At 39.3% G+C, this 26,883-nt stretch carries 23 protein-coding genes; 14 read left to right on the top strand and 9 right to left on the bottom strand.

Translation table 11 applies throughout. The annotated features are described in order from the left end of the window. The first annotated feature begins 105 nt into the window (after positions 1 to 105). On the top strand, positions 106 to 1,767 hold the full coding sequence (locus H5119_RS07855; protein ID WP_182701847.1) for a GGDEF domain-containing phosphodiesterase: 1,662 nt from the start codon (positions 106 to 108) through the stop codon (positions 1,765 to 1,767). On the opposite strand, the gene H5119_RS07850 is transcribed toward H5119_RS07855, so the two are convergent. Both H5119_RS07850 and rraA read right to left on the bottom strand, forming a co-directional pair. Further along, positions 1,764 to 2,813, bottom strand: coding sequence for a formimidoylglutamase (locus tag H5119_RS07850; protein WP_182701827.1), 1,050 nt, complete (start codon positions 2,811 to 2,813; stop codon positions 1,764 to 1,766). The genes H5119_RS07855 and H5119_RS07850 overlap by 4 nt on opposite strands. A 1-nt stretch (position 2,814) precedes the next feature. Further along, on the bottom strand, positions 2,815 to 3,312 hold the full coding sequence (gene rraA, locus H5119_RS07845) for a ribonuclease E activity regulator RraA (protein ID WP_077536223.1): 498 nt from the start codon (positions 3,310 to 3,312) through the stop codon (positions 2,815 to 2,817). A 205-nt stretch (positions 3,313 to 3,517) separates the two neighbouring features. Here rraA and H5119_RS07840 point away from each other — a divergent pair, with 205 nt between their 5' ends. The 3 genes from H5119_RS07840 to H5119_RS07830 all read left to right on the top strand — a co-directional run bounded on the left by H5119_RS07840 (position 3,518) and on the right by H5119_RS07830 (position 7,060). Further along, positions 3,518 to 4,057: a phosphatase PAP2 family protein gene (locus tag H5119_RS07840; protein ID WP_182701826.1), complete on the top strand. Its 540-nt coding sequence runs from the start codon at positions 3,518 to 3,520 to the stop codon at positions 4,055 to 4,057. Continuing rightward, entirely contained in the window at positions 4,054 to 5,088 is a 1,035-nt protein-coding gene (locus H5119_RS07835) for an MJ1255/VC2487 family glycosyltransferase (protein WP_182701825.1), read from the top strand. The genes H5119_RS07840 and H5119_RS07835 overlap by 4 nt, the downstream gene beginning before the upstream one ends. A 91-nt stretch (positions 5,089 to 5,179) precedes the next feature. Next, positions 5,180 to 7,060, top strand: a complete 1,881-nt coding sequence (locus H5119_RS07830; protein WP_182701824.1) for a methyl-accepting chemotaxis protein — start codon at positions 5,180 to 5,182, stop codon at positions 7,058 to 7,060. A 50-nt stretch (positions 7,061 to 7,110) separates the two neighbouring features. Here the strand turns inward: H5119_RS07830 and H5119_RS07825 are convergent, their stop codons facing one another. The 5 genes from H5119_RS07825 to priA all read right to left on the bottom strand — a co-directional run bounded on the left by H5119_RS07825 (position 7,111) and on the right by priA (position 12,204). After that, positions 7,111 to 7,485 (bottom strand): gamma-butyrobetaine hydroxylase-like domain-containing protein, encoded by a 375-nt coding sequence (locus H5119_RS07825; protein ID WP_182701823.1) that lies wholly within the window; start codon positions 7,483 to 7,485, stop codon positions 7,111 to 7,113. Between the two features lie 55 nt (positions 7,486 to 7,540). After that, positions 7,541 to 8,869: an HslU--HslV peptidase ATPase subunit gene (hslU, locus tag H5119_RS07820; RefSeq protein WP_182701822.1), complete on the bottom strand. Its 1,329-nt coding sequence runs from the start codon at positions 8,867 to 8,869 to the stop codon at positions 7,541 to 7,543. A gap of 11 nt (positions 8,870 to 8,880) precedes the next feature. Beyond that, positions 8,881 to 9,399 (bottom strand): ATP-dependent protease subunit HslV, encoded by a 519-nt coding sequence (hslV, locus tag H5119_RS07815; RefSeq protein ID WP_002958366.1) that lies wholly within the window; start codon positions 9,397 to 9,399, stop codon positions 8,881 to 8,883. A gap of 79 nt (positions 9,400 to 9,478) precedes the next feature. Next, positions 9,479 to 9,997 (bottom strand): SPOR domain-containing protein, encoded by a 519-nt coding sequence (locus tag H5119_RS07810; protein ID WP_182701821.1) that lies wholly within the window; start codon positions 9,995 to 9,997, stop codon positions 9,479 to 9,481. 20 nt (positions 9,998 to 10,017) lie between these two features. After that, positions 10,018 to 12,204, bottom strand: a complete 2,187-nt coding sequence (gene priA, locus H5119_RS07805; protein ID WP_182701820.1) for a primosomal protein N' — start codon at positions 12,202 to 12,204, stop codon at positions 10,018 to 10,020. Between the two features lie 231 nt (positions 12,205 to 12,435). On the opposite strand from priA, the gene rpmE reads away from it, so the two are divergent. Together rpmE and H5119_RS07795 are read left to right on the top strand one after the other, a co-directional pair. Further along, positions 12,436 to 12,651: a 50S ribosomal protein L31 gene (gene rpmE / locus H5119_RS07800; RefSeq protein ID WP_007377245.1), complete on the top strand. Its 216-nt coding sequence runs from the start codon at positions 12,436 to 12,438 to the stop codon at positions 12,649 to 12,651. Between the two features lie 523 nt (positions 12,652 to 13,174). Next, entirely contained in the window at positions 13,175 to 14,416 is a 1,242-nt protein-coding gene (locus H5119_RS07795) for a malic enzyme-like NAD(P)-binding protein (RefSeq protein WP_077536209.1), read from the top strand. A gap of 70 nt (positions 14,417 to 14,486) precedes the next feature. Here H5119_RS07795 and metJ read toward each other — a convergent pair whose 3' ends face one another. Beyond that, the gene (gene metJ, locus H5119_RS07790; protein ID WP_077536207.1) at positions 14,487 to 14,807 is read right to left on the bottom strand and encodes a met regulon transcriptional regulator MetJ; all 321 of its coding nucleotides are present in this window, start codon (positions 14,805 to 14,807) and stop codon (positions 14,487 to 14,489) included. A gap of 198 nt (positions 14,808 to 15,005) precedes the next feature. Here metJ and metB point away from each other — a divergent pair, with 198 nt between their 5' ends. Together metB and metL are read left to right on the top strand one after the other, a co-directional pair. Beyond that, entirely contained in the window at positions 15,006 to 16,253 is a 1,248-nt protein-coding gene (gene metB, locus H5119_RS07785; RefSeq protein ID WP_182701819.1) for a cystathionine gamma-synthase, read from the top strand. Between the two features lie 20 nt (positions 16,254 to 16,273). Beyond that, a complete protein-coding gene (gene metL / locus H5119_RS07780; protein ID WP_182701846.1) occupies positions 16,274 to 18,619 on the top strand; it encodes a bifunctional aspartate kinase/homoserine dehydrogenase II in 2,346 nt (781 codons plus the stop codon). A 62-nt stretch (positions 18,620 to 18,681) separates the two neighbouring features. Here metL and H5119_RS07775 read toward each other — a convergent pair whose 3' ends face one another. Then, entirely contained in the window at positions 18,682 to 21,183 is a 2,502-nt protein-coding gene (locus H5119_RS07775) for a penicillin-binding protein 1A (protein WP_182701818.1), read from the bottom strand. 131 nt (positions 21,184 to 21,314) lie between these two features. Between H5119_RS07775 and H5119_RS07770 the strand changes: the two genes are divergently transcribed. From H5119_RS07770 to aroK, 6 genes are all read left to right on the top strand, one after another. Next, positions 21,315 to 22,394 carry a pilus assembly protein PilM gene (locus tag H5119_RS07770; RefSeq protein WP_182701817.1) on the top strand — a complete coding sequence of 360 codons (1,080 nt, stop codon included), beginning with the start codon at positions 21,315 to 21,317 and terminating at the stop codon, positions 22,392 to 22,394. Continuing rightward, on the top strand, positions 22,382 to 22,954 hold the full coding sequence (locus tag H5119_RS07765; protein WP_182701816.1) for a PilN domain-containing protein: 573 nt from the start codon (positions 22,382 to 22,384) through the stop codon (positions 22,952 to 22,954). Before H5119_RS07770 ends, H5119_RS07765 begins: the two co-directional genes overlap by 13 nt. Then, entirely contained in the window at positions 22,944 to 23,549 is a 606-nt protein-coding gene (locus tag H5119_RS07760; RefSeq protein ID WP_182701815.1) for a type 4a pilus biogenesis protein PilO, read from the top strand. Before H5119_RS07765 ends, H5119_RS07760 begins: the two co-directional genes overlap by 11 nt. Further along, complete coding sequence (locus tag H5119_RS07755; RefSeq protein ID WP_077536198.1) at positions 23,546 to 24,082, top strand: pilus assembly protein PilP; 537 nt, start codon at positions 23,546 to 23,548, stop codon at positions 24,080 to 24,082. The genes H5119_RS07760 and H5119_RS07755 overlap by 4 nt, the downstream gene beginning before the upstream one ends. After that, positions 24,069 to 26,162, top strand: a complete 2,094-nt coding sequence (locus tag H5119_RS07750; RefSeq protein WP_182701814.1) for a type IV pilus secretin PilQ — start codon at positions 24,069 to 24,071, stop codon at positions 26,160 to 26,162. The genes H5119_RS07755 and H5119_RS07750 overlap by 14 nt, the downstream gene beginning before the upstream one ends. A 184-nt stretch (positions 26,163 to 26,346) precedes the next feature. After that, positions 26,347 to 26,865 carry a shikimate kinase AroK gene (gene aroK / locus H5119_RS07745; RefSeq protein WP_006793103.1) on the top strand — a complete coding sequence of 173 codons (519 nt, stop codon included), beginning with the start codon at positions 26,347 to 26,349 and terminating at the stop codon, positions 26,863 to 26,865. The last annotated feature ends 18 nt before the right edge of the window (positions 26,866 to 26,883 follow it).

Raw genomic sequence — 26,883 nt, 5'->3', positions numbered from 1 at the left:
ACAATAAATATGCTTATACTGAATTTTTTAATCAATACGAGCGGTACAGATTTGGGAATTTTAGCTGATAGCCGTTTTGCTATTTTTTTTAGCGGTGCGTTGCTTATGGCGATGATTGCTACTTTGCTTGTTGTTAAAAGTAACAGTATTAAATTTAGTTATTTATGTATTGCGCTGATTGGCTTTGCGATTTTGAGCAATGAAACGCCTTGGCTTGTTATTTTACTTACCTTTGGGTTTTGCTTTTATTTATGGCAAGCTTTTGAGCATAATAATTGGGCTATGATCATGGTCAGTGCAGCTGCAGGCTTATTGTTTGTATTACTGCTAAGTGCCTATTTTTTAATACATATCCCTTTATTTTGGGTCGTGCTCGCTATCCTATTGTTAACATTAGCAGGTTTTTTCAATGATAATGCAGCTATAAAAAATCAACGAATAGAAAATACACCAGAGCAAGAAACATTTATTGATAACTCGCCTCTTGCCGCCTTCAGTAATATAAGCAAGTTGCGTAAAAAGGTTGATGAGTGGTGTATTAATAAACCACTCAACGCCGTACTTGTTATTATCCGTTTAGAAGGTTTTGAGCAGGTAAATCAGCATTTAGGACGTAATTTTGGAGATTTACTTTTAGCGCAATCGGCCAATAGAATAAAGGCGCTATTAGATAGTGATGAGGTTGTTAACTTAGCCCCACAAGAGAAACTTGCGCATTTGGGCGGGCTCAACTTTGCATTTATTTGTGATCTTGCGAATCAAAAGCATATTCATGAGCAGCTAATACAAAAAATACTAGATGCAACACTTAAGCCTTTTAATGTTGCCAATTGCACCGTTGAAGTAAAAGCAAGAGCAAGCTATGTGGATTGTACAGGGCAAAACAATGGCTTTGATAGTTTAATATCCTTTGCTTACCTTGCGCTTGATAGTTACCCAGATAGGCAGGTCATTGCTTATCGAAAACAAATGATGGTTGAGCAATTAGAACAGCAAGCTAGGTTAAAGGAGCTAGCCAATATCGATTTTTCGAGTGAATTTGAGTTATATTTTCAACCCATAATTTGTAATGAAAATGGAAAAATTGAGTTTTTAGAACTACTGCTGCGTTGGCAGCATCCTAAGCAAGGTATTTTATCGGCTAATCGATTTATTGATGACATTAAAATTGCGGGTCTTGCTTTTCAATTAGCGACGTTTGTAATGGAGCGAGCGGCGGAGCTGGCGATGGCGTTACGCATGGAAGGTATGGCGATACCGCTTAGTGTTAACGTATTTGGCCCTGAGATGCTAAATGAAGAATTTGTTGAGTTTGTTGATAACATAACAAAAGATCATCAATTAGAAACTGGCGATTTAATTGTTGAATGCCCATTGCATATTTTTACTAACTTAGACAGTAAAGGCAAAGCAATGATTGCTCGACTTAATAATATTGGTTTAAAAATATGTGTTGATGGCTTAGGCGATAATCCTGTACTGCTGTCTAAATTACCCAGCTTAGCCGTTGAATATATTAAAGTTGCGCCATCATTAACCGCTGATTTTAGTAATCAAAATACAATACGTAGTTTGATTGGTGGTATGGTTGAAATGCATAATCAGCAAAAAACAAAAGTTATTTTTGAAGGGATTGAAACGCTTGAACAACTGAGATTTATTAAAAGCTTAAATGCTTATGCCGCACAAGGTTATTACTTTGGGCACCCACTAAGTAGTGTAGGTCTAATGAGCTGGCTAAAGCAGTGGCTATTAGCTCAGCGTTAAAGGCTCTCTTTAGATTGTATGTAGCTATTGACGAGTGCCGTTATTACTTGCCCACAATGCTGCATTCCACTATCTAGTCCGGTGGGGTGTTGACTCGGTGCCGCTTCACATAAATGTAGATATGTAGATTGACGTTTTTTAGCTGCTAAATGTACAAAATGCTCAGTGTCGCTGACACTAAATCCACAGCATGTATAAGCACTAACCGGCATGCCAGTAATACTATCTAAATCAACTTCTACACCAAGCGGTGCTTCATCAAAGCAATTTAGTGCATTATTAATTGCTTGAGTAAGTGTAACCTCTCGTTTAACTTGTATTGCTTGATAACTATTAAACTTAAAGTTAGCTTCATTCATTGCTGTAATAATTGCTTGGTTGTTTTTCAACTCATGCAAGCCAATAACATGGTAATTATTTAAATGTTTTTCGTTGTATGCATAGCGAAAACCATTGCCACTATGGCGGCCTTCACACTCTCTAAAATCAGCATGGGGATCAAAGTTTATCGCATTTATTGGTGTGTTTTTATGCTTGCTCAGCGCTCGAATAATTCCCAAGCAGTTGTTGTGTCCGCCACCAATTATTATGGGTTCAAGTCCTGCTTTAAAAATAAGACTCAAAACAGATTCAACGCGTTCATCAAGTTGTTGGCACAAAGCGCGTAACTGAGTTAATTGTTGAGGTTGTTGATTATCGAGTAGATTACTTTGCGCCATTAAATCATCAACATTAACTTCACCCAGCAAAAGTACTTTTTGAGTTGTGATAAATTGATTATGAGGCTGGTTTAAAAAGCGTTTTAGAAATGCTGACCATGCTTGATTTGCACCGCCATTACCTAAGTTTGCTTTGGGGCCAATATCTTCGCAAATACCAAGAAGAACATAGCGAATACCAAATTGTGCAGCGTCAACAAGTGCTTGTTGTACGTTTACTTGGGTGTCGAGCAAGGCCATTGTTTGCCAAGCTTTTTTCTCGTTTGCGCGGGTAGAGCAAAGTGCTGTAACCGCGCTTTCATCATATACTTTTAATTGAATGGTCACGTTATATTTCTACGACTTCCAATTCTAGTTCTTCAGCAGACAGAACGATGCCTGTGCTGTCGGCATAAATAAAGTCGTCATCAAAAAAGGATACGCCAGCAAAGTTAACACCTATAGCGTCTTCGCCTGCACCTTCACTGTCGGCTGCAACAGGAATAGAAGCAATGGCTTGAATGCCTAAATCAAGCTCTTCAAGCTCATCTACGTGGCGTACTGCGCCGTAAACAACAATGCCATTCCAGTTATTTTCAAGTGCTAACTCGGCCAGTTCAATATCAATAAGTGCACGACGAGTTGAGCCACCGCCATCGATAAGCAGCACTAAGCCTGTACCATCTTGAGAAAGTAATTCGCGGATCAGTTCATTATTTTCAAAACATTTGACCGTTTTAATGCGGCCACCAAAGCTGTGTCGACCACCAAAGTTGATGAACATAGGCTCTAGCACGTCAACCACATCAGCAAAGTGGTCACATAAGTCAGAAGTGCTGTAATCCATTATTTTATCCTCAAAAGATACATTAATTTATACCTCAGTATACCCTCCTTATATGCAATAACAACGACTTAATCGCAGTAAATTTAGCCAAAACAAGGGCTAAATCAATAATAGCAACAATAGTGTCTTAAAAGCGTCACTCAATTGTTATTTACAACACCTAAGCTAAATCAGTGTTCATATATTATGCAGCGTGGAGTAAGTGATGGATGATAATAATATGCTTAAAAAGGTAGCTCAGGTGGATGAGCAATTATTTTTAACTCTGTTTAATTGCAACTCACCTCGATGGCTTAAAACAATAGCATTTGGGTTGTCTAAAAGCGGCGATGGGGGTTTGTACTTGCTTATGTGTGCAGCTGTTTGGTGGCTTAGCAATAACGAGCAGCACCAATTACTACCCATTACAATTTTGGTTGGCTTTGCCATAGAAAGACCCATCTATTTTTTAGCGAAAAAGAGCTTTGCCCGAGTGAGACCTTGTGATTGCTTAGTTACGAATGCGTATATAGTACCTAGTGATAAATTTAGTTTACCGTCAGGGCACAGTGCCGCCGCATTTCTTGTTGCTATTATATTGAGCCATTTTTTCCCAGAATATGTGTGGTTGTTATTTTGCTGGGCTTCTAGTGTGGCAATTTCTCGTGTGGTCTTAGGTGTACACTTTCCTGCAGATATTATTCTCGGTGCAATTATTGGCAGTTCTTGTGGCTTATTTGCATTAGTATTGGTGGTCCCTGTATGAAAATACTGTATGGTATTCAAGGCACTGGTAATGGTCACATAACGCGAGCTCGTGTTATGGCGAGCTGTTTTAAACAACATGGAATTGATGTTGATTATATTTTTTCAGGGCGTGCTACTAAAGACTATTTTGATATGCAGGAATTTGGGCATTATAAGAGTTTTCGAGGGTTATCTTTTAACACTAAAAATGGTCAAATAAAAAGCTTACAAACAGTTAAAAATGCGCGAATTTGTGAGTTGGTTTCAGATATCAAGTCACTCGATATAAAACAGTATGATTTTATACTTAACGACTTTGAACCAATTACGGCATGGGCTGCAAAACGTGCAGGCGTTCCTGTTGTAGGAATTAGCCACCAAGCGGCGTTTTTATCAGATAGCGTGCCGATGTTCAGCCGAGGTATTTTACGTAAATCTTTAATTAAATATTATGCCCCAGCAAACACTTATCTCGGTGTTCATTGGCAGCCATTTGCAGATAATATTATTCCTCCTTTTATCGCAAACCATCAGCATGGTAACCCTGTTGCAGTAATGAACAAGGTATTGGTATATTTACCTTTTGAAAATTTAAATAGCATTATCGATTACTTAAAAGATTTCCCCGAAAAAGAATTTTATTGTTACCACCCTCACGCATCAAATCAGTCAATGGGGCATATTCATTTACGTGCTCCATCGCGTGTTAGTTTTTTAAATGACTTAGCCAATACGAGTGGTGTTATTGGTAATGCAGGGTTTGAGCTGGCAAGTGAGGCGCTTAAGCTAGGTAAAAAACTACTTTTAAAACCACTTGATGGGCAGTTTGAGCAAGGCGCGAATGCGCAAACATTGCTATCAATGAAGATGGCGCATGTAATGAATTACCTAAATCCACAAGCACTAGATGATTGGAATAGTGCCCCACAAAATAAACGAATCAATTATCCTAGCGATCCCACACCGCTAATTAATTGGTTGGTAAATAAACAATGGTGTAGTACGCAATCACTGCATAAAGGACTTTGGGGAAGTGTAAATGTGTCATAGCAGAAATAAATTAAAAATTTACTCTGATAATTGAACCACTTGATCTATGCTTAGCTATACTAGAGAAGAATATTAAATATAGGCTCTTAGAATGAATTTTTTGCAGAATCTTACTATCAAACGTCGCTTGCAATTAAATGCAATTGTTGTTGGTTTAGCAATGATTGTTTTGTTGTGTGTGATAATTTTTGAATCACGTACCACTTTGAATTTAAATAAAACGATTCAATTGGCGGAAGAGCTTAATGTACATTCACTAGCATTACGTAACCATGAAAAAAACTTCTTATTTTACAAGCAAGAAGATTCACTGGCTGAGTTTGAAATGAATTTTAAGCAGCTAGGCAGTAAAATTACTAAGTTAAAACAATTAATGACTCAGCAGGGGATTTCTGCTGCTCAGCTTGAACGTTTCGAACAATTGATAGATAGCTATAACAACGACTTTAACACGGTTACTACGCTGCAAAAAGAGATCGGTTTGAATCCTAAAGATGGCTTATACGGAAAGCTCAGAAGTGCAGTGCATGAAGTCGAAGTACTATTAAAAGAGCAAGAAAACTACAAGCTTTTATCATCTATGTTACAACTTCGGCGCTCAGAAAAAGATTTTATGCTTAGATTTGATGATAAATATCTAGGCCGCTTTAATGAAAGTATAAATACCTTTAAACAGCAGATTGCATCGGCTGATTTGTTAAGTAGCTATAAAGCACAAATAACCCCACTAATTGATACCTACCAAAATGAGTTTAAAACACTTGTGCAAGCGCAAACTGAATTAGGGTTAGATCTCAACTCCGGTGCGCTGGGTATTATGCAAGAGAGCGTAAATGAAAGTGAAAAAATTGTTACTCAAATCGTTCAAGATACCAAGCTACAAGTTGAAAAAAGCGTAGAGCAAGCACAGTTTTTAGCTATTCTCGTTTTTGTTATTGCAGGTGTTATTGTTTTAGCTTTGGTTTATTTCACTAGTCGCTCAATTATCATTCCTATTGAACGTGTTTATCACACTATAAATGATATTCGCCGCAGCAATGATCTTACTATTTTGATAGAGCAGACTGGCAAAGATGAAATCACCACAATGACAGTCGACTTTAATAGCTTAATCGGTGACTTTAAACACCTAGTTAACGATGTTAATGGGGCTTTGAATACACTTAATATTGCCACAGAGCATTTGTCAGAAAATACAGCAGCAACAAGCTCTGGTATGCAAGAGCAATTGCATGAAGCTGATATGGTGGCAACGGCAGCCACTGAGATGCAAGCAACAATTCAGGATATTTCACATAATACTGAGGCTGCGGCTAAAAAAGCTGAATCAACCAATTTGAGCGCACAGCAAGGGCGTAATGAGGTTGAGTCAACGGTTAAGCAAATTAGAGAGCTGTCTGGTTCACTGGGAGATGCATCAAGCGTTGTTTCTCAATTAGAAAAAGATGGTGAGACTATTGGATCTGTACTTGATGTGATCCGTGCCATTGCAGAACAAACCAACTTATTGGCACTTAACGCAGCGATTGAAGCTGCAAGAGCTGGTGAATATGGACGCGGTTTTGCGGTTGTAGCAGATGAAGTTCGCTCATTAGCAAAACGTACTCAAGAGTCCACAAGTGAGATTGAAGGTATAATAAGTACTTTGCAGCAGCGTACACAAGAAGTCGTCAGTATTATGCATAAGTGCCGCTCACAGGGGGACGAAAGTGCATCGCAGGCAATTAAAGCGGGCGATTTACTTGGAGCAATAACGGAAGATGTACAAACGATAATGGAAATGAGCACACAAATTGCCGTAGCCATTGATGAGCAAAGCCAAGTGGCATCAGAGGTAAATAAAAACGTAGTGCGTATACGCGATATTGCACAAAGCGCATCAGAAAATGCATCTAGCAATGCACAAACGAGTGAAGAGGTATCTCAGCAATCTCGTGTGCTATTTGCTGCTATTGATAAGTTTAAGGTGTAATCAACAAGCTATTTATAACTTACAATAAACTATTAAATGGCCAATAAGGTTTAAGGAACAAACTTTATTGGCACACTATCTTTATTGTTTTTATGCTCGTTTATACGTTGTAAATATTCATCCCACAGTGCGCTTTGCTGCTCTTGTAGTTTTGCAAAATATTGCCAGCTGAATAATCCGCTATTATGACCATCATCAAAGCCTAAACGAAGCGCATAATGCCCAACGGGTTCAATACTGTTAATACCCACAGATTGCTTATTAAACACTAACTTCATCGGACCTGAACCATGTCCTTGTACTTCAGCAGATGGAGAATGGACGCGTAAAAATTCACTACTAAATACCGATTTGCTATCGTCATCAAAGTAAATATCTACGTTTTTACTTATGCTGTGGTAATGTATTTTTGTTACGTGTTTCATTTTTATCCCATTAAAAAGCCCCCATAACGGAGGCTTTTAGTATAAGTGGTATCAATTAAAGAATGAAGCGACTTAAGTCTTCATCTTCAACCAATGCACCTAGGTGTTTTTCAACATAAGCGGCGTCAATAGTAAGTGACGAATCTGCTTTTTCAGAAGCGTCGTATGAAATTTCTTCCATTAACTTTTCCATCACAGTATGCAAACGGCGAGCACCGATATTTTCAGTTTTTTCGTTAACTTGCCATGCCGCTTTTGCAATACGATCAATAGCATCATCACTAAACTCAACCGTTACCTGTTCAGTTTTTAGAAGCTCTCGTTGCTGCTCTGTAAGCGATGCATGAGGTTCTGTGAGAATGCGTTTGAAATCATCAGCAGTAAGCGCTTCAAGCTCTACACGAATTGGTAGGCGACCTTGTAGCTCAGGGATCATGTCAGATGGTTTTGCCATTTGAAATGCACCAGAAGCAATAAATAACATATGGTCAGTTTTAACCATGCCGTGTTTAGTGTTTACTGTTGAACCTTCAATAAGCGGCAGTAAATCGCGCTGCACACCTTCACGGCTAACATCAGGACCTGAAGAATCACCACGCTTACAAATTTTGTCTATTTCATCAATAAACACAATACCATTTTGTTCTACTGCAAAAATAGCTTGTTCTTTTAGCTCTTCAGGGTTCACTAATTTAGCGGCTTCTTCTTCCGTTAATAGTTTGAAGGCTTCTTTGATTTTTAGCTTACGTTTAGTGCGTTTGTCGCCACCCATGTTTTGAAACATGCTTTGCAGCTGGTTGGTCATATCTTCCATACCAGGGGGCGCCATAATCTCTACGTTTGGCTGTGTTTGAGCTAAATCAATTTCAATTTCTTTATCATCTAATTGGCCTTCACGTAGTTTTTTACGAAACGTTTGACGTGTTGAGGAGTTATCATCACGCTGTGTTTCGCCGTATTGATCTTTAACAGGAGGAAGCAAGGCATCTAAAATACGCTCTTCGGCCGCTTCTTCTGCGCGATGTTTAAACTTTTTGGTTTGCTGCTCACGAGTCATTTTAATCGACACGTCGACTAAATCACGGATGATCGTATCAACTTCTTTACCAACATAGCCAACTTCGGTGAATTTTGTCGCTTCTACTTTAATGAATGGCGCATTTGCTAATTTTGCTAAACGGCGTGCAATTTCTGTTTTACCTACGCCTGTTGGGCCAATCATTAGAATGTTTTTAGGAGTCACTTCGCCACGTAAATCTTCATTAAGTTGCATACGGCGCCAGCGATTGCGAAGTGCAATAGCCACTGCTTTTTTTGCATTCGCTTGGCCAATAATGTGTTGATCTAGTTCGTGAACAATTTCTCTTGGGGTCATTGCAGACATAGCGGTTCCTATTATAATTCTTCGATGGTTTGGAAATTATTAGTGAATACGCAGATATTGCCTGCAATAGTTAAGCTTTTTTCGACGATTTCACGAGCGCTTAAGTCGGTATTTTCTAATAAGGCTGTTGCTGCAGATTGGGCAAAATTACCGCCACTGCCGATGGCGATTAGATCATTCTCTGGCTGCACCACATCACCGTTACCGGTAATAATAAGAGATGCAGTTTCATCTGCTACAGCTAGCAATGCTTCGAGTTTTCGAAGAGCCCGGTCGCTGCGCCAGTCCTTAGCCATTTCGACCGCTGCTTTGGTGAGGTTGCCTTGGTGCATTTCTAATTTACTTTCAAAGCGTTCGAAAAGGGTAAAGGCATCAGCAGTACCGCCGGCAAAGCCAGCAATTACTTTGCCATTATAAAGGCGTCTAACTTTACGGGCGTTGCCTTTCATTACGGTGTTGCCAAGAGATACTTGGCCGTCACCGCCGATTACAACTTTGTCGCCGCGGCGTACACTTACGATAGTAGTCATGTTATTCCTCATCATCGAGCTGTAGAGACAACTCGTAAAAAACGATTATGATGAGGTTATATGGGTGAATGGTTTATTTTCAAGTCCAGTTCCAAATTCCGCAGCTGACTATATTTACACGCTTAAGCTTGTTTTTATCACTTTCGGCTTGGCGCTTGGTTTTATAAGGCCCTAAACGCACCTTGTGCCATGTGCCTTCTTGTTTAATTTCAGATATAAGTCCTGCAAATGCAATTTTAGCTTTGAGTGATTCGGCTTGGGCGTGGGTTTTAAATGAACCGCATTGCATAACGTAAGGACCTTTTTGCTCAAGCTGTTTTACCTCAACTTGAATTTCGTGGTTTCTAATTTCTTTAATAAATGCGGGCGTACGTGGGATCACCACTTCGACCTTTTTTTCGGCTGCCGTTGGGTTAGCCTGCTTTTCTACCAGCTTAGGATCGGCGTTACTTTTAATAAACCATAACCCGTAGACGAAACCGCCCACAAGTAAAAGAGCAATACTCACTAAAAAAATCGGAAATGGTTTTTTCGCAGGTGCTTGCTTATTGTTTTTTCTGTTTGCTGGTTTTTTGTTAATGTAATCGTGCTGTGCCATAGCGTTATTTTGGCCTTAACCTAAATCATGTCTATAGGGTCTACGTCTAAGCTCCAGCGGACTTTTTGTGCGAGTTTACTTGAGCTTAAATAATCAACCATTTGCGCAAGATATTGATGCAGTATGCGGCGATCTTGCGCTTGAATATGTAACTGAAAACGATACATACCTGCGATCCTTTCTAGAGGCGCGGGTATCGGGCCGAGCAATTGTATACCAGATACCCCATTGACTGGAACCAAATCAGTTAAAAAGTCGACGACTTGCTTAATGCTATGTCCTTGAGCACGAACAATAGCCATATTTGTAATTGGAGGGAGATCGGCATCATCGCGTTCACTCAGTGCAAAGCGAGCAAAGTCTTGATATCCATTGTTAACCAAGTCTTGTAAAAGTGGATGCTCAGGAAAGTGGGTCTGCAATAGTACTTGGCCTGGTTCTCCAGAGCGCCCAGCACGTCCTGCTACTTGTGTAACAAGCTGAGCTAAATGTTCGGTTGCTCTAAAGTCACAGGAGTATAAACCGCTATCTACATCTAAAATAAGCACCAAGCTGACATCTGCAAAGTGATGACCTTTGGCAAGCATTTGTGTGCCAACTAAAATACGTGCTCCTCCCAAGTTAATTTCATCAAGTGCTTTTTCAAGACTCCCTTTTCGACGAGTTGAATCGCGATCAATGCGCGTGATCGGCGTATCAGGGAACTCAGTTGATAAAAACTCTTCTATTTGCTCTGTACCTTTGCCGTTAGGGAATATTTGTGTGCTGCCACAATCAGGACATTGATGAGGCACAGGGTATTGATCGCCACAATGGTGGCAAATCATTTGACCAATAGCTTTGTGAAACGTTGCGCTAGTGCTGCAGCGTTTACACTCGCTTAGCCAGCCGCACTCATGACAAATAAGCGTGGGCGAAAAGCCTCGGCGATTTAAAAATACCATCACCTGTTTACCACGATTTAAATGCTGACGCATAGTGGCAAGGCTTGCATGGGCTATACCAGCTTGATCGGGCTGGCCTTTCATATCGAGTAATTTGAATTGGTTGTCGGTCGCGGTTTGTGCACGCTCAGTTAGGCTCAATAGCTGATATTTATTATTAATCGCTTTGTGAAGTGTTTCAAGTGCGGGCGTAGCACTGCCTAATATAAGTGGAATTTTATGCTGAAATGCTCTGTATGCGGCTAAATCACGAGCATGATAGCGAAGGGTATCTTGCTGCTTAAATGAAGAGTCGTGTTCTTCATCAACCACTATCATACCGAGTTGCAAAAAGGGCAGAAAGATACTCGAACGAGTGCCTATTACGATTGCACAGCTGCCTTTTTCGCAAAATCGCCATGTTTGGAGTCTTTCGTTATCGGTCAGGGCTGAATGCCAAAGCATAATGGGTGTATCAGGAAAGCGGCGACGAAAGCGATTAACTGTCTGGGGGGTTAAACCTATTTCGGGAACTAATACGAGAGCTTGCTCACCACGCTTTAATACCTCTTCAAGGCACTGTAAATACACTTCGGTTTTACCGCTGCCAGTCACACCTTCCAATAAAAAGCTGCTAAAGCCTTTGCTTTGATTAATCGCCGTACAGGCAACCGCTTGCTCTTTATTAAGAATTGGTTTGCTACCAACTTTGGGGGTAATGCTTTGCCATTGGTTATCGTGTTCGATAGTTTGTGTGACAAGTTCTTTATCAATGAGGCTATCGATGGTTTTTTTGCTAAAGCCTAAGGCTTTTAGTTCAGTTAAAGACGACTTACCTGATTGTGATAACTGCTTCAATAAGTTGAGTTGAGTTTTGGCTTTTAATGACGGTACTTTAGCGCCTTTTTCGGTAAGCATTACCATGTTAATGCTTGTTTTGTCTGGTGATTCACCTTGGCGTAGTGCACTAGGCAGAGCTATATGAATCGTTTCGCCCAAAGGGTAGCAATAATAACGAGCAGTAAAGCTAAGAAGCGCTAAGTGTTGCGTAGATAAAATAGGGGCATCGTCAATGACTTCAAGAATACTTTTAATTTTATTTTCAGGAACTTCAGTGCTGGTTTTTAAAGCTAATATAACGGCCACTTTACGTTGGTTGCCAAAAGGGACTAAAACACGCATTCCAGGCTTTAGATCCGAAACCAAGCCTGAGAGCTGTTCATCTACTTTATAATCAAAGGTGCGCGGTAACGGGACTTTTATAGCAACTTCAACAAAACGCATAACAACTCAACTAATAAAATTAATGGTGTAATGTACTAAATATACAGTTAAAAACCTACTAGCAAATTATAACCGTTTTATTATTTGATTACTTTTTTAGCAAAAAATATAATTAAACCTTGTGTGCTTGGTAGTTGTTGGATAAAATCCGCCACCAACAAATTTGTTTTAACGACGTATGGTACCAAACTACGGGTTTGGAGAGCGATGCGGCCTTAACTAGAGGTTTCTATGAAAGAAGGTATTCACCCTAAGTACGAAGTAATTTCAGCAACATGTTCATGCGGAAATGAATTCGAAACAAGCTCTACTCTTTGTAAAAACATTCACTTAGACGTATGTTCTGCGTGTCACCCGTTTTACACTGGTAAGCAAAAAGTTTTAGACACTGGCGGACGTGTTGATCGTTTCAACAAGCGTTTCGGTGCACTTGGTAGCAAGAAGTAATTTTTGCTATTTAGTTAAAGGAAGCACCTTAGGGTGCTTTTTTTATGTCTAAAATTCATCTTTTATTTACTTTTTCTGCCTATTTTGACGTTATCTTCTTTGCATAACTATTTCCTGTTCTTATTCTGAGTATGCATAAACCTTTGCAGACAAAGTACGCAATAGTCTCTATATTTTGAAGTGTTCAATTTTTAACTAAGTTGTTAAATGTAGCTAACGTGAAGATAAATGTTTTTAAAGTAGAGTATTAAGCTGTTTATAGTTATTTATACTAAAAATTTGACAGTCGTTTTTAGAGAAAACGACTCGCGGCTAAAAGTACCTCTAAAAATGCTTTTTATATGAATTTCTATTTATGAAATGTCGGTATATCTTCGCAAAGTTACTGAAAAACCTCTTAAATTAATGAATCTAGCATATAACAGGATAGACCTGATATTGCTTGGAATTTAAAAATAATAAGGGTATCGTAACCCAGACAACACCTCTCACTTTAACTTAAATTGCAGGATACAATCGCGTTATGTCAGACTTTCGTGAACAAGCACTACATTACCATTCTCATCCCGTTCCAGGAAAAATCAGCATTGAGCTAACCAAGCCTGCCGAAACGGTTCAAGATTTAGCCCTAGCATATAGCCCAGGTGTTGCTGAACCTGTGCGTGAAATTGCTGCTGATCCTGCAAATGCTTATAAATATACCGGTAAAGGTAATATGGTTGCAGTTATTACTAATGGTACTGCAATTTTAGGTCTGGGTAACTTAGGGCCACTCGCATCTAAACCCGTAATGGAAGGCAAGGCTTTATTATTTAAGCGTTTTGCAGGCCTAGATTCGATTGATATTGAAGTTAAGCACCGTACTACCGAAGACTTTATAAATACAGTTGCAAATATAGCAGATACATTTGGTGGCATTAATCTCGAAGATATTAAAGCACCAGAGTGTTTTGAAATCGAAAAAGCGTTAATTGAGCGCTGTAGCATTCCAGTTTTTCATGACGATCAACATGGCACCGCCATTGTTACCGCAGCAGGTATGCTTAATGCGCTTGAGGTACAGGGAAAGTCAATTGAAGATGCGACTATTGTTTGTTTAGGGGCCGGTGCTGCTGCTGTCGCGTGCATGGAGTTACTAATTAAGTGTGGTGCGCTACGCGAGCATATCTATATGCTGGATCGCAAAGGAGTTATTCACACACGCCGTGATGATTTAAATGAGTACAAGCAATTGTTTGCCAATAATACCGATAAACGTACGTTGCAAGATGTAATTGCAGACGCAGATGTATTTGTTGGTGTATCGGGACCTAATTTATTAGGTGCTGAAGATTTAAAGTTAATGGCTGATAAGCCGGTTGTGTTTGCGTGCTCAAACCCAGATCCTGAAATAGATCCTGCACTCGCACACAGCGCACGTAACGATTTAATTATGGCAACAGGGCGCTCTGATTACCCTAATCAGGTTAACAATGTTTTATGTTTCCCGTTTATTTTTCGTGGCGCACTTGATGTTCGTGCAAGCGCGATAAACGACGAAATGAAAATAGCCGCAGTAGAAGCTATTCGCAGTATTGCTAAAGAGCCTGTACCGGCTGAAGTATTAAAAGCCGCAGGTGTAGATAAATTAGAATTTGGCGCTCATTATATTATTCCAAAGCCGATGGACCCACGTTTACTTCCACGTATAGCAAGAGCAGTGGCGCTTGCTGCTGTTGAGTCGGGTGTGGCGCGTATTGAGCTACCTGAAAACTATATGCAGTAAAGTATGCAGTAAAATTTAGTTATAAAAAAACCTCAGTAATTACTGAGGTTTTTTTATGTTTTTTAAACGCTTAATCTTCATTTAAAACAGGTACTTCAAGCCCCATTTCTTGCATTATTTTTTTCACTTCTTCTGGTACTTTTTCGGCATTATCTTTACGTAAATCGTCGTCATTAGGTAAAGGTTGGCCTGTAAATGCATGTAAAAAAGCTTCGCATAATAGTTCACTGTTTGTCGCATGGCGTAGGTTACTAATTTGACGACGTGTACGTTCATCAGTTAATACTTTTAATACATTTAGTGGGATCGAAACGGTGATCTTTTTAACTTGTTCTGATTTTTTACCGTGTTCTGCGTATGGGTGAATATACTCACCATTCCATTTAGCCATAAGATGTATCGTTGCCTCAGATTATTAATTGCTCACACAAGATAAAAGCGTGTGAATATGCGTGAAATTCTATCGATTTAAAAAAGATAGTCAAATACTTGTTATTTAGCCATCTAGCGGTTTAAATGTTTTGACTTCTTAAATTGAATAAACTACTCTTTTAGACGTCTAAACATCCAAATTAATTAGGTGACAAGTATGAGTGGAAAAAATAAAGCAACTATTGCAGTGCGTAGCGGTATAGAGGCTGATAAACAGCATGGTGCAGTGGTAGCTCCACTCTATTTGTCGACAACGTATTCGTTTGCTGATTTTGATACTAAGCGCCAATATGATTACGGCCGTAGCGGTAATCCTAATCGTGATATTTTAGCTGAAACGCTTGCAGAGCTCGAAGGTGGGGCGCGTGGCATTATTACAGCTACAGGCATGGCTGCTGTGCATTTAGCTACGCAGCTACTTAATCACGACGATACATTGGTGATCCCACACGACTGTTACGGTGGTAGTTATCGTTTATTTACTTCATTACAAAAGCGCGGCTTATTAAAACTTAAAGTTTTAGACTTAACTAAACAACAGAGCCTTGATCAAATATTAGAGATTAAACCAAAATTAATTTGGATAGAAACACCCAGTAACCCAGTATTACGTTTAACTGATATTAAAGCGGTCACTGAAATTGCAAAACAATGCGGTGCATTGGTTGCAGCAGATAACACATTTTTGTCACCAGCATTACAAAACCCAATTAAATTTGGAGTAGACATTGTCGTGCACTCTACAACTAAGTATATCAATGGCCATTCGGATGTTGTTGGTGGTGCAGTCATAACCGCAACACAAGCACTGGGTGATGAACTTGCTTGGTGGGCAAATAATATTGGTATTACAGGGGCACCTTTTGATAGCTACTTAACATTACGAGGTTTGCGTACCTTAAATATCCGTTTAAAACAGCACCAAGAAAACGCATTAGCAATTGCTAAGTATCTTGAAGAATCTGAGTTTGTTAGCCAAGTTTATTATCCAGGTCTTGAGTCGCATCCTCAACATGAATTAGCGAAAGTACAGCAGCTTGGTTTTGGTGGCATGGTTAGCTTTGATATTAAAGGCGACATACACGATGCGGCTGCATTTTTAACAAGCTTAAAAGAGTTTAGTTTAGCTGAGTCATTAGGGGGAGTGGAGAGTCTAATTTGCCACCCTGCGACAATGACTCATGCAGGAATGGAAGAAGAAGCACGCTTAGAAGCGGGGGTGGGCGATACGCTTATCCGTATTTCGGTTGGTATTGAAGATATACATGATTTACTTGCAGACTTTGATCGCGTATTTAATCTTGTTAAACCAGGGTATAAAAAGAACGAAAGTCACGCAGGGAAAAGGGCTGGCGTTTCTAATAACAATGTTAAATTAAGTGCTGCTCATCCGGCACTTTGGTGATTAAAATGGATTGGTACAATATGGTTAATTGTGTACATAAATTTGGCGGTTCGAGCTTAGGGTCGGCCGAACGTTATCAAAGTGTGGCAAAAATTATTTTAGGGCACACTCAATTAGGTGATTGTGTGGTTGTGTCGGCATCAGGTAAAACAACCGATACCTTAGTAACTTTGTGGCAAAGCTATCAACAAAAAGACACGCAAGCTGTTGCTGATATTGTGTTGCAGTTGAGTAATCATCAAGGTGATTTAATTGAACAATTACTGCACGCAGATATTAAGCGCAATGCATTACATACATTAAACGAAGAGTTAAATTTAATCGCTGAGCTTGCTAAAAATGGACAATTACAAGAATCTGCATTGCTTGCTCATGGGGAATTATGGTCGGCGCGTTTATTGGCCGCTTATTTACAGCAGCTTAATGTTGAAGCTTGCCTGCAAGATGCCAGAAATCTGTTTATCTTAAATGACGGGCAATTATTACATGCGCAAAATATTCAACAATGTAGTGGGCTAATTGCCAGTAATAAAATTAATGTCGTCACTGGGTTTATTGCGTCCAACAGCCTTGGTGATACCGTAACGCTTGGGCGTAATGGCAGCGATTACAGCGCGACTTTATTAGCAAGTTACTGTAATGCAAAGCACGTAAGTATCTGGACTGATACGCAAGGTATATTTAGCGCCGATCCCCGTAAAGTAAATAAAGCGATTAAGTACGCAAAAGTGTGTCGCGGGCAAGCGAATTTGCTAGCCAGATTAGGCAATCCGGTTTTGCATGCAAAAACACTATCTCCACTTAAAAATACCGACATAAAACTTGCTGTGCGCAGTAGTTACGATGTACAAGCCAGCCAAACCGATATAGTTAAGGAAGGCTGTGTAAAACAAAAGCGTTTTATAACAACCTTACAGAATGTCGATTTATTAGTTATTGAAGGTCTGAGTGGAGGTGAGGTGACTCATGTTAGCCAGCTTATTCAGCACAGCCTTCATCATTTTAGTCAAGATGGAGATACGTATTTAGTGGTACCAGCAGCTTCAACGTATCAGGTAGTAAGCTACTTCGCTGGCAGAGCGAACATTAGTGAATCGAATTTAAATGGTTGTGCGGTTTTAGCTCCTGAGCAGGACGTAAATACGTTAGCTTTACATGCCCTTGATTTACTCAACCTACAAAGTATTCAGCCTCGTTTTGTACATCAAGGTGATGGCTATGTATTACTACTGACAGATCAATTAATTGATAGTGATATTTTAAGTATATTACACGATAAGCTTATTAATAAAGGGCAAGAAGTTGCGCTGATAGTGGCAGGGCTGGGTAATGTAGGTGAAGTATTTATTGAGCAGTTATCTACTCAACTCGATCGTTTATCGGATAACTTTAGCGTCAAACTTGTGGGGTTAGTGCGATCGACACAGATGCTATTTAATGCCAGTGGTATCAATACAGTACAATGGAAAACTCAATGGCAACATGAAGCAAATAACTACAATGAACATGATTTATTGAGCGCGATCAATGAGCTCGATTATGAGCATAAAGTAGTTGTTGATATAACCGCCAGTGAAAAATTTAGTGCGTTATATACTGATCTTGTTGAACGCAATTGCCATTTAATTAGCGCCAATAAATATGCAGGAACAGCTCCAACTATTTGGTATGAATCACTATGTAAAAGCATTACAGAAAAAAACTTGCATTGGCGCTATAACACAAGTGTTGGAGCTGGTTTACCAATTAACTTTGCACTCGCTGATTTACAAAATAGTGGCGACAAAATTACGCGCATAGAAGGTGTTTTCTCAGGGACATTATCGTGGTTATGTAGTAAATATGATGGTTCAAAAGCATTTTCTGATTTAGTACTCGAAGCACAAAGTATGGGCTTTACAGAGCCCGACCCTAGAGAGGATTTATCAGGTCGAGATATGCAGCGCAAGTTGCTGATTTTAGCGCGTGAGCTGGGCATTAAATTAGACCTTGATGATATAGCGTTATCGGCACTTATGCCCGATGAGCTGGCTCAAGGTAGTTGGAATGATTTTATTGATCAAAAAGATCAGTTAGATGAATTTATAAAAGCGCATGCCCATAAAGCGCAATTAGAGAATTCAGTTCTTCGTTACACGGGGTTATTAGAAATAAATCAAGGTAAAATAACCGCGAAAGTTGGTATCAGTTATGTAGCAAAAGGCAATGCTTTGGCGAACTTAACACCTGGCGACAATATATTTGTGATTAACAGTCAATGGTACAGCGATAACGCGTTAGTTATTCAGGGTCCAGGTGCTGGAAAGGAAGTTACAGCAGCTGGCATTCACTCAGATTTATATTGGCTGATGCAAAATTTAAAGTGATAGCATATAGCCAAAAGCAAACAGGCAGCTAAATTAGCTGCCTGTTTATTTGCGAAAGTAACCTAAAATAGTTCTTCTTCAGTTTTAGTCTCTTCTTCAAAAATATCAGTTGGCTGCGAAAGTACGTATTTCGTTGGTGCAGTACCTTTATCAAAGTATTCAAACCGGCTGGTATAGTCATTTTTATGGCTTAACAAGCCAGTCGCTAAATCAATTCGAATCGAAACAAGACCTTCTGGTGGCTCTATCGGCGCCTCTGGTACGCCCTCAAGAGCGGCTTTCATGAACTCAATCCATGCAGGTTGAGCTGTTTTTGCTCCAGACTCAGCACCTGAAATTTGACTGCTATCAAGATTGTTATTGTATGTTGAACGACCTAAAGTGTTTCCAGGGTTGTCAAAGCCAACCCAAACAGAGGTCAGTACATTTTTATTAAATCCGCTAAACCAAGTATCAACGGAGTCATTAGTCGTGCCTGTTTTGCCAGAAAGATCGCGGCGATCTAATGACTGAGCTCGCCAACCCGTACCGCTCCAGCCTGTTTTTTGTGCCCAACTACCTCCACCCCAAATACCACTGTGCATAGCATCAGCAATTAAAAATGCATTTTGCTTAGAAATAATACGTGGCGCACATTGTGCGATTTGGTTAGTTTTATTCTCATTATTTTGGGTTGTAAAGTTAGTAGGGATAGTTGTTGCTTCATTTATTTCTTCATCGCATACAACAACAGGGTTCGTTTTAAATAATATATTGCCGTAGGGGTCTTGAATTTGCGAAATAAAATAAGGTTCTATTAGATGTCCGCCATTAGCAAATGCGCTCATACCACGGGCTAGTTCAAGCGGAGTAATTGATGCGCTACCTAGTGCTAATGATTCGCTGCGATTTATATCTTCATCTTTAAAGCCAAACTTTAGTAAATGATCGGCGGTACGTTGCAGCCCTACACCACGTAGTAAACGTACGGAAATAACGTTTTTAGATTGTGCTAAAGCGCGGCGAATACGAATCGGTCCATTATAAATAGCCGGGCTATTTTTTGGTCGCCATGCAACACCTTGGCTTTTATCCCATTGATTGATTGGCGCATCATTTAATATAGACGCTAGGGTGTAACCCTTTTCAAGCGCTGCTGAATAAATAAAAGGTTTAATGTTTGAACCCACTTGGCGTTTAGCTTGCACCGCTCGGTTATATTGGCTCTGCTCAAAGCTGTAACCACCTACAATTGCTTTAATACGTCCGTCTTGAGGATTGAGCGATACAATCGCACTTGATGGCTCAGGTATTTGGCTTAGCAAATAACTGTCGTCATTATTTTTACGAAGCCATATCTGCATACCTGGTGCTAGGATGTCGGTCGCCGCTTTTGGTGCAAAGCTCTGGCGGTAACGCGTAATGTATTTACGCGCCCATTTTAAATTATCCCAAGTAAGTGTGCTTTGCGTACCATTTTTGAGAATAACATCAGCTGTTTTTTCATTAACAGTAACTACAACCGCGATTTTTAGAGAGCCTAGCTCTTGTACGTTTTGCAGCTCATTAATAATTTGTGATTTGCTAAGTGCTGGTTGAGTTTCTTGCTCCCACAACACCTTTACAGGGCCTCTAAAGCCATGTCGCATATCATAGTTGTGCAAATTATTGATCAGTGCTGTTTGTGCTGCTTGTTGTACATTAGACTCAACCGTTGTAAAAATCTTATAGCCAGAATTATACGCTTTATCAATTCCGTAACGGGCAACCATCTCTGCACGTACCATCTCAGATATATAAGGTGCATATAAATCAATTTCTGCCCCATGAAAATAAGCGGTTATAGGTTGATTTGTTGCGTCATTATATTCGGACTGCGTTATGTACTTTTCTGTCAGCATGCGGCCAAGTACTACATTACGACGAGACTTTGCACGTGTGGGGTTACGAATAGGATTGAGTGCTGACGGTGCTTTAGGCAAACCTGCGATCATTGCCATTTGTGCAAGTGTTAAATCTTTTAATTCTTTCCCGTAATATACTTGTGCGGCGGCACCAATACCAAATGCACGATTGCCTAATTCTATTTTGTTTAGATAAAGTTCAAGGATTTCATCTTTTGTTAATATATTTTCTATATGTAGCGCAATAAATATTTCTTTAACTTTACGGATATACGCTTTTTCGCGGGTAAGGAAAAAGTTACGCGCTAATTGCATTGTTATTGTACTAGCACCTTGTTTTTTCTCACCTGTAGAAATAAGTACTAACGCCGAGCGTACTATTCCGATAGGATCTATACCAATGTGGCTGTAAAATCGGTTATCTTCTGTTGCTAAAAAAGCATTGATTAAAGGTGTTGGTATTTCGTTTATAGTGACGGGAATACGTCGTTTTTCGCCAAATTGATTTATTAAAAGCCCATCTTTAGTGAAGACTTGCATAGGGGTTTGCAGTTGCACGTCTTTCAAAACTTGAACGCTAGGGATATCCGATTTAACGTAATAATAAAGGCTGATTAAAGTGATCAGTCCAAGTAACGTGCAAATGATAAAAAATTGTAAAGTTCGTTTTAATAAAATCACTTATATTTCCCTAAATTGACTCCCAATTATGCATGGAGACTGCTAGTATATATTGATTAAAAAATGAATAATATTTTTTCAGATAAAAATTATAACTTGTTTATTATTAAAACAAAGGTCAAGTTGCAAACATGCTAAGTCAACTATTTCAAAAACCGTCGACTATGATGGTCGGAATTGATATTGGATCGCATTCCATTAAGGCGGTACTTTTAAGTGAAATTGAAACTGGATTTCGGCTAGAGGCGCTTGCCATTGAGCCAATGCCAAAAGGTGCAATGAGTGAACGCGCCATTCAAGATATCGAAGCGATTGGCAATGTAATTATTAAGCTAAAAAGAAAACTACCAAGATCGTTAAAATTTGCCGCTGTTGCTGTTTCAGGCCAAACTGTTATCACAAAAGTGATTTTTATGGATGTGTCATTAACCGATGCTGAATTGGAGTCGCAAATAGAAATTGAAGCCGACAGCTTAATTCCTTATCCCCTTGATGAAGTAAATCTTGATTTTGAAAAGATCTCAATAAACGAAGCCGATCCAAGTAAGATGAATGTATTACTTTCAGCTGCACGGACAGAAAGTGTGGAAGCCCGTGTTGGTGCGCTTGAGGTTGCAAATTTAGAAGCGAAGGTTGTAGACGTAGAAAGTTACGCGCTTAGTCGCTCAATGGATGTTTATTATCAGCAATTACCTAGTGATGCATTTAATAAATGCGTAGCTGTTGTTGATATTGGTGCGGTGCTTATGCTTGTAAGTATTGTACAAGCAGGAGAGACCATATACACCCGAGATCAAATGTTTGGCGGCGATCAATACACAAACAGCATTGTTGCCTATTATAATAAAGGTTTTGATGAAGCTGAAATTGGCAAAACAACGGGCGATTTGCCTCCAAATTATACTTTCGAAGTACTTGCGCCATTTCAGACATCGTTACTTCAACAAGTACGCAGAGCCGTGCAAATGTTTTTAACAACTAGCGGTAAAGATCAAGTTGATTATATTGTTTTAACAGGAGGTACTGCCATGATTAAGGGAGTCGATCGTCTGTTAATTGAAGAGCTGGGTATTCACTCTGTGGTTGTTGAACCTTTTGATAATATGGAAATATCTCCTAAGGTTGATCGTAATGTAATGCAGCGACATAAAACGCAATTTGCAATTGCTACAGGATTGGCATTGAGAGGGTTTTCATCGTGCCACATATAAATTTATTGCCTTGGCGTGAGGAACAGCGCCAAGAATCAAAGAAGAAATTTGTCACTATTTTAATTGCCATTGTCATTGTATGTTTTGCGAGCATGTATTTGTTGAGTTCATTTTATGGAGCTTTAAAAGATGGGCAAAATTTAAAGAATAGTTATCTTAGTGCAGAGATTAACAAACTGGATAAAAGAATTACTGATATTAGAGATTTAGATAAGAAAAAAGAGAACTTACAACAAAGAATGCGTTTAATAGAAGAGCTACAAAGTAGTCGCAATTTAGGGACTCAAATCATGGATGAGGTGGCAAAAATTGTTCCTGCAGGCGTTTACTTTACAAAGCTAGAGCGCAGAGGTAACCAAATTCATGTTTTAGGGCGTAGCGAATCTAATAATCGTTTGTCGACCATGCTTCGCCAAGTACAAAGCTCCTACCTATTAGAGCGACCATCAATGCAAGGTATTGTTGCTGGTAATAAATCATCGAGCCTACTGAGTGACTTTAATATGGAATTTTATGTAAAACCATTCAATAAAATTGGTGAAGTTAACGATGAACCTTGATTTTAAAGCACTTAATGATATTGATTGGAATGAAATAGAGCTTGATAACATTAGTGAATGGCCTATCGCAGTTAAGGCCATTTGCTGCACATTTGTTGCGAGCCTAGTGTTATTTTTTAGCTATAGTTTATTGGTTTCTGATGAAATTAATAGTTATCACAATGCTGTTGCAAAAGAAGTTGAGTTACGAACGACTTATCGTACAAAGTATGCAGTGGGCAGTAAACTTGATATTTATCGTCAACAAATGCTTGAAATGGAAGATAAATTTTCTAAGTTGTTAAAGCGCTTACCTACTTCAAATGAAACCCCTGGTTTATTAGATGATTTGTCGTATGTAGGAACAACTAGTGGCTTAACATTCTTAAAAATAGGATGGTTACCTGAAGTTGAAAAAGAATTCTATACTGAGTTACCAATAAAAATCGAGGTGGTAGGAACCTATCATGAGTTTGGTGAATTTGTTGGTAAAGTAGCGCAATTGCCCCGTATTGTTAGTTTGCACGACTTTTCTATTTCATCATCAGGTGAAAAACAGCTAACATTTAGCGTAGTGGCAAAAACATATCGTTATGAAGAAGGGCTAAAAAAATGAAGCGCTTGTTTTTAACCTCAGCACTGGTCCTTGTGCTATGCGGTTGTAACGATGATATATCTGAGCAAAAAGAATTTATTGACCAAGTTAAAGCGAGTACAACGCCTAAAGTTGACTCAATTCCTGAGTTATTAAAATTTGAACATTTTGAATATAACGCAAAACAATTGCGAAGCCCTTTTGTAGCACCGCAACCAGAGATTATTCAAAATAAGCTCACACAAATTAAAAACTGTTTGCATCCAGATCCAGAGCGTACACGCGAAGTACTGGAAAAATACCCGTTGGATAATTTGGCAATGAAAGGCACAATCGGATCAGCTGAACAAGTATGGGCACTTATTACTGCCGCCGACGCCACTTTGCACCGGGTAACCGTTGGTAACCATTTAGGCAGTTATGATGGAAAGGTAAGATTAGTAACGAATGACTATATAGAGCTTGTAGAATTAATCCCTGATGGGTCTGGTTGTTGGAAAGAGCGCCTGACGAAATTGGAAATGTTAGAGGCGGCAATTGATGGCGCAAATTAATAAGAAAAAAGGTAAAAACAGCATGCATAAGGATGTTCCTTGGCTTAACCGCATCTCGATAATTCTATTTGTTATCGTGAGTGTGTTGACAGCTAACTCTGCTATCGCAACACCGTTACTTTATGATGTTCGTTATAACCCACTACTTAAAGGTGAAACTGAGTTACAACTAGTGTTTGACGAAGAATTAATTCAAGAGCCTAAAATACAAGTTTTTAATAATCCGGCACGTATAGAAATGTTATTCAGTGCTGCTCAATTGGAAGAGGGATTAGAAAATGTACCGGTTAATCAAGCGGGGATCAAGAATGTTACCAGTGCACTAACAAGCAGTGGTTTAAAAGTTATCGTCAATCTTGAGCGTCTAAAAATTTATGAAACACAAATCCATAACAATCTTGTTTCTTTACGTGTCTCTGATAATCCATTAACAGAACATATGGTTGAAGATGAAAATACTCACTCTCAGGAAATAGCGGGTAATTATATTAACCGCGTTCAATCAATCGATTTTCGTCGAGGCGAAAAAGGTGAAGCGAAGGTGCTTGTTTTTTTACAAGATACTCAAGCAGCAATAGAGGTACATGAAAGCGGCGGTAAAATCATTGCTGACTTTCACCATACTGATATTTTAGATGATTTACTGTATGAGCTAGACGTACTCGATTTTGGAACGATTGTTAGTAAAATAGAAACATTTAAAAAAGAGGGTCTAACCCAAATAGTTATTAAGCCAAATGCAGCATTCACTTTCACTTATCAACAAATAGATAATATTTTTACATTAACAGTAGAAAAAGACGATGCTCAAAATGCTTATTTAGATGGTGGTAATGAGTATCAAGGTCGCCCAATGACCTTAAATTTTCAAGATATTTCTGTTCGGGCGGTGTTACAAATTATAGCCGGTTACAATAACTTTAATTTAGTTACCAGTGACTCAGTGACAGGCAATATTACGCTACGATTGGATGGTGTGCCATGGGATCAGGCGCTTGATGTAGTGCTTCGTATCAAAGGGCTTGATAAGCGCATGGATGGCTCTATATTGATGGTTGCTCCTTCAGAGGAACTGGCAGCGCGAGAGGCAAAAGATTTAAAGGCAAAGCAAGATGTTGAAAATTTAGAGCCGTTATATAGCGAGTATATTCGTCTAAATTATGCTAAAGCTGAGGAGTTTGCCGATCTACTAAAAACAGATACTAATAGCATCATCACTCAGCGGGGGAGTGTTTCTGTTGATAAGCGCACGAATACATTATTGATAAAGGACACCGCAAAAAGCATTGAAAGTGTGCGCCGCATGGTCGAAACCCTCGATATAGCAGTTAAGCAAGTTGTAATAGAAGCCCGTATGGTCACAGTGCGCGATAACGTAACAGAAGACTTAGGTGTGCGTTGGGGTTTTAGCGATCAGCAAGGTAGTGATGGTATATCGGGCACATTGGAAGGGGCTAATACAATTTCTAATGGTGTTATCCCTGCTATATCAGATAGATTAAATGTAAATTTACCCGTTGCAAATGCGTCAGCAAGTATAGGCATGCATATTGCGAAGCTTGCCAATGGGACATTGATTGATTTAGAGTTAACTGCACTTGAGGAAGAAAATAAAGGCGAAATTATCGCGAGCCCTCGTATCACTACAGCAAATCAACAACAAGCACGTATAGAGCAGGGGACTGAAATCCCTTACGTTGAATCGGCTTCAAGTGGTGCGACAACGGTTAGCTTTAAAAAAGCAGTGCTAAGTTTGCAAGTAACACCACATATTACACCTGACAATAAAGTCATTTTAGATTTAATTATCACTCAAGATACACGAGGGGATACAGTTCAAACTGGAACTGGCCCAGCTGTTGCTATTGATACTCAACAAATAGAAACACAAGTGCTTGTTGAAAATGGCCAAACAGTCGTACTTGGTGGAATTTTTCAGCAACAAATTATAAATTCGACTAAAAAAGTACCAATTTTAGGCGATATTCCATACTTAGGAAGGTTGTTTAAGAGTACCAGTGAGTTTAACGAAAAGCGTGAATTACTGATTTTCGTGACTCCAAAAATACAAATTGATTAAAATAAGATAGTTTTTTGTTAACCAACGGGTAATTATTTAGATTAATTGCTCGTTATATAGCTTTTTATGCTAATTGACTTGAAATACCCCTGCAATTACTGAGATAATCCCCTCCTTAATTTTGGGGCCAGGTCGTTAGGCGGGGTTTTATTTCAAATTTTAGAGTTCGTTTGTACTAAAAGATATGGCTGAGAAACGTAATATATTTCTAATTGGCCCCATGGGGGCTGGAAAAAGCACAATTGGTCGTCACATTGCCGATCAATTACACCTTGAATTTGTTGATTCTGATCAAGAAATTGAACGCCGAACAGGTGCAGATATTGCATGGGTGTTTGATCTTGAGGGTGAAGAAGGCTTTAGACTTCGTGAAGAATCTGTTATTGGCGACTTAACGGAAATGCAAGGTATTGTACTTGCTACCGGTGGTGGTTCAGTAATGAGTAAAGAAGTTCGAAACAAGCTTTCGGCTCGAGGTATCGTTGTATACCTAGAGACACCGATTGAAAAACAAGTTGCACGCACACAACGCGACAAGCGTCGCCCGTTACTGCAAACAGAAGAAGCACCTCGTGATGTATTAGAGCGCTTAGCAGAAGAACGCGAACCGTTATATAAAGAAGTGGCAGATTTTGTTGTACGCACTGATGAGCAAAGCGCTAAAGTTGTTGCTAACCAAATCATCGAGAAACTAGATTTTTAAAAACTAATAATAAAGGAA

This window comes from Pseudoalteromonas sp. SG45-5 (assembly GCF_014164085.1).
GTDB lineage: Bacteria > Pseudomonadota > Gammaproteobacteria > Enterobacterales > Alteromonadaceae > Pseudoalteromonas > Pseudoalteromonas aliena.
The sequence above is the reverse complement of the archived record's forward strand: the minus strand, read 5'-3'. Positions and strand labels throughout refer to the sequence as shown.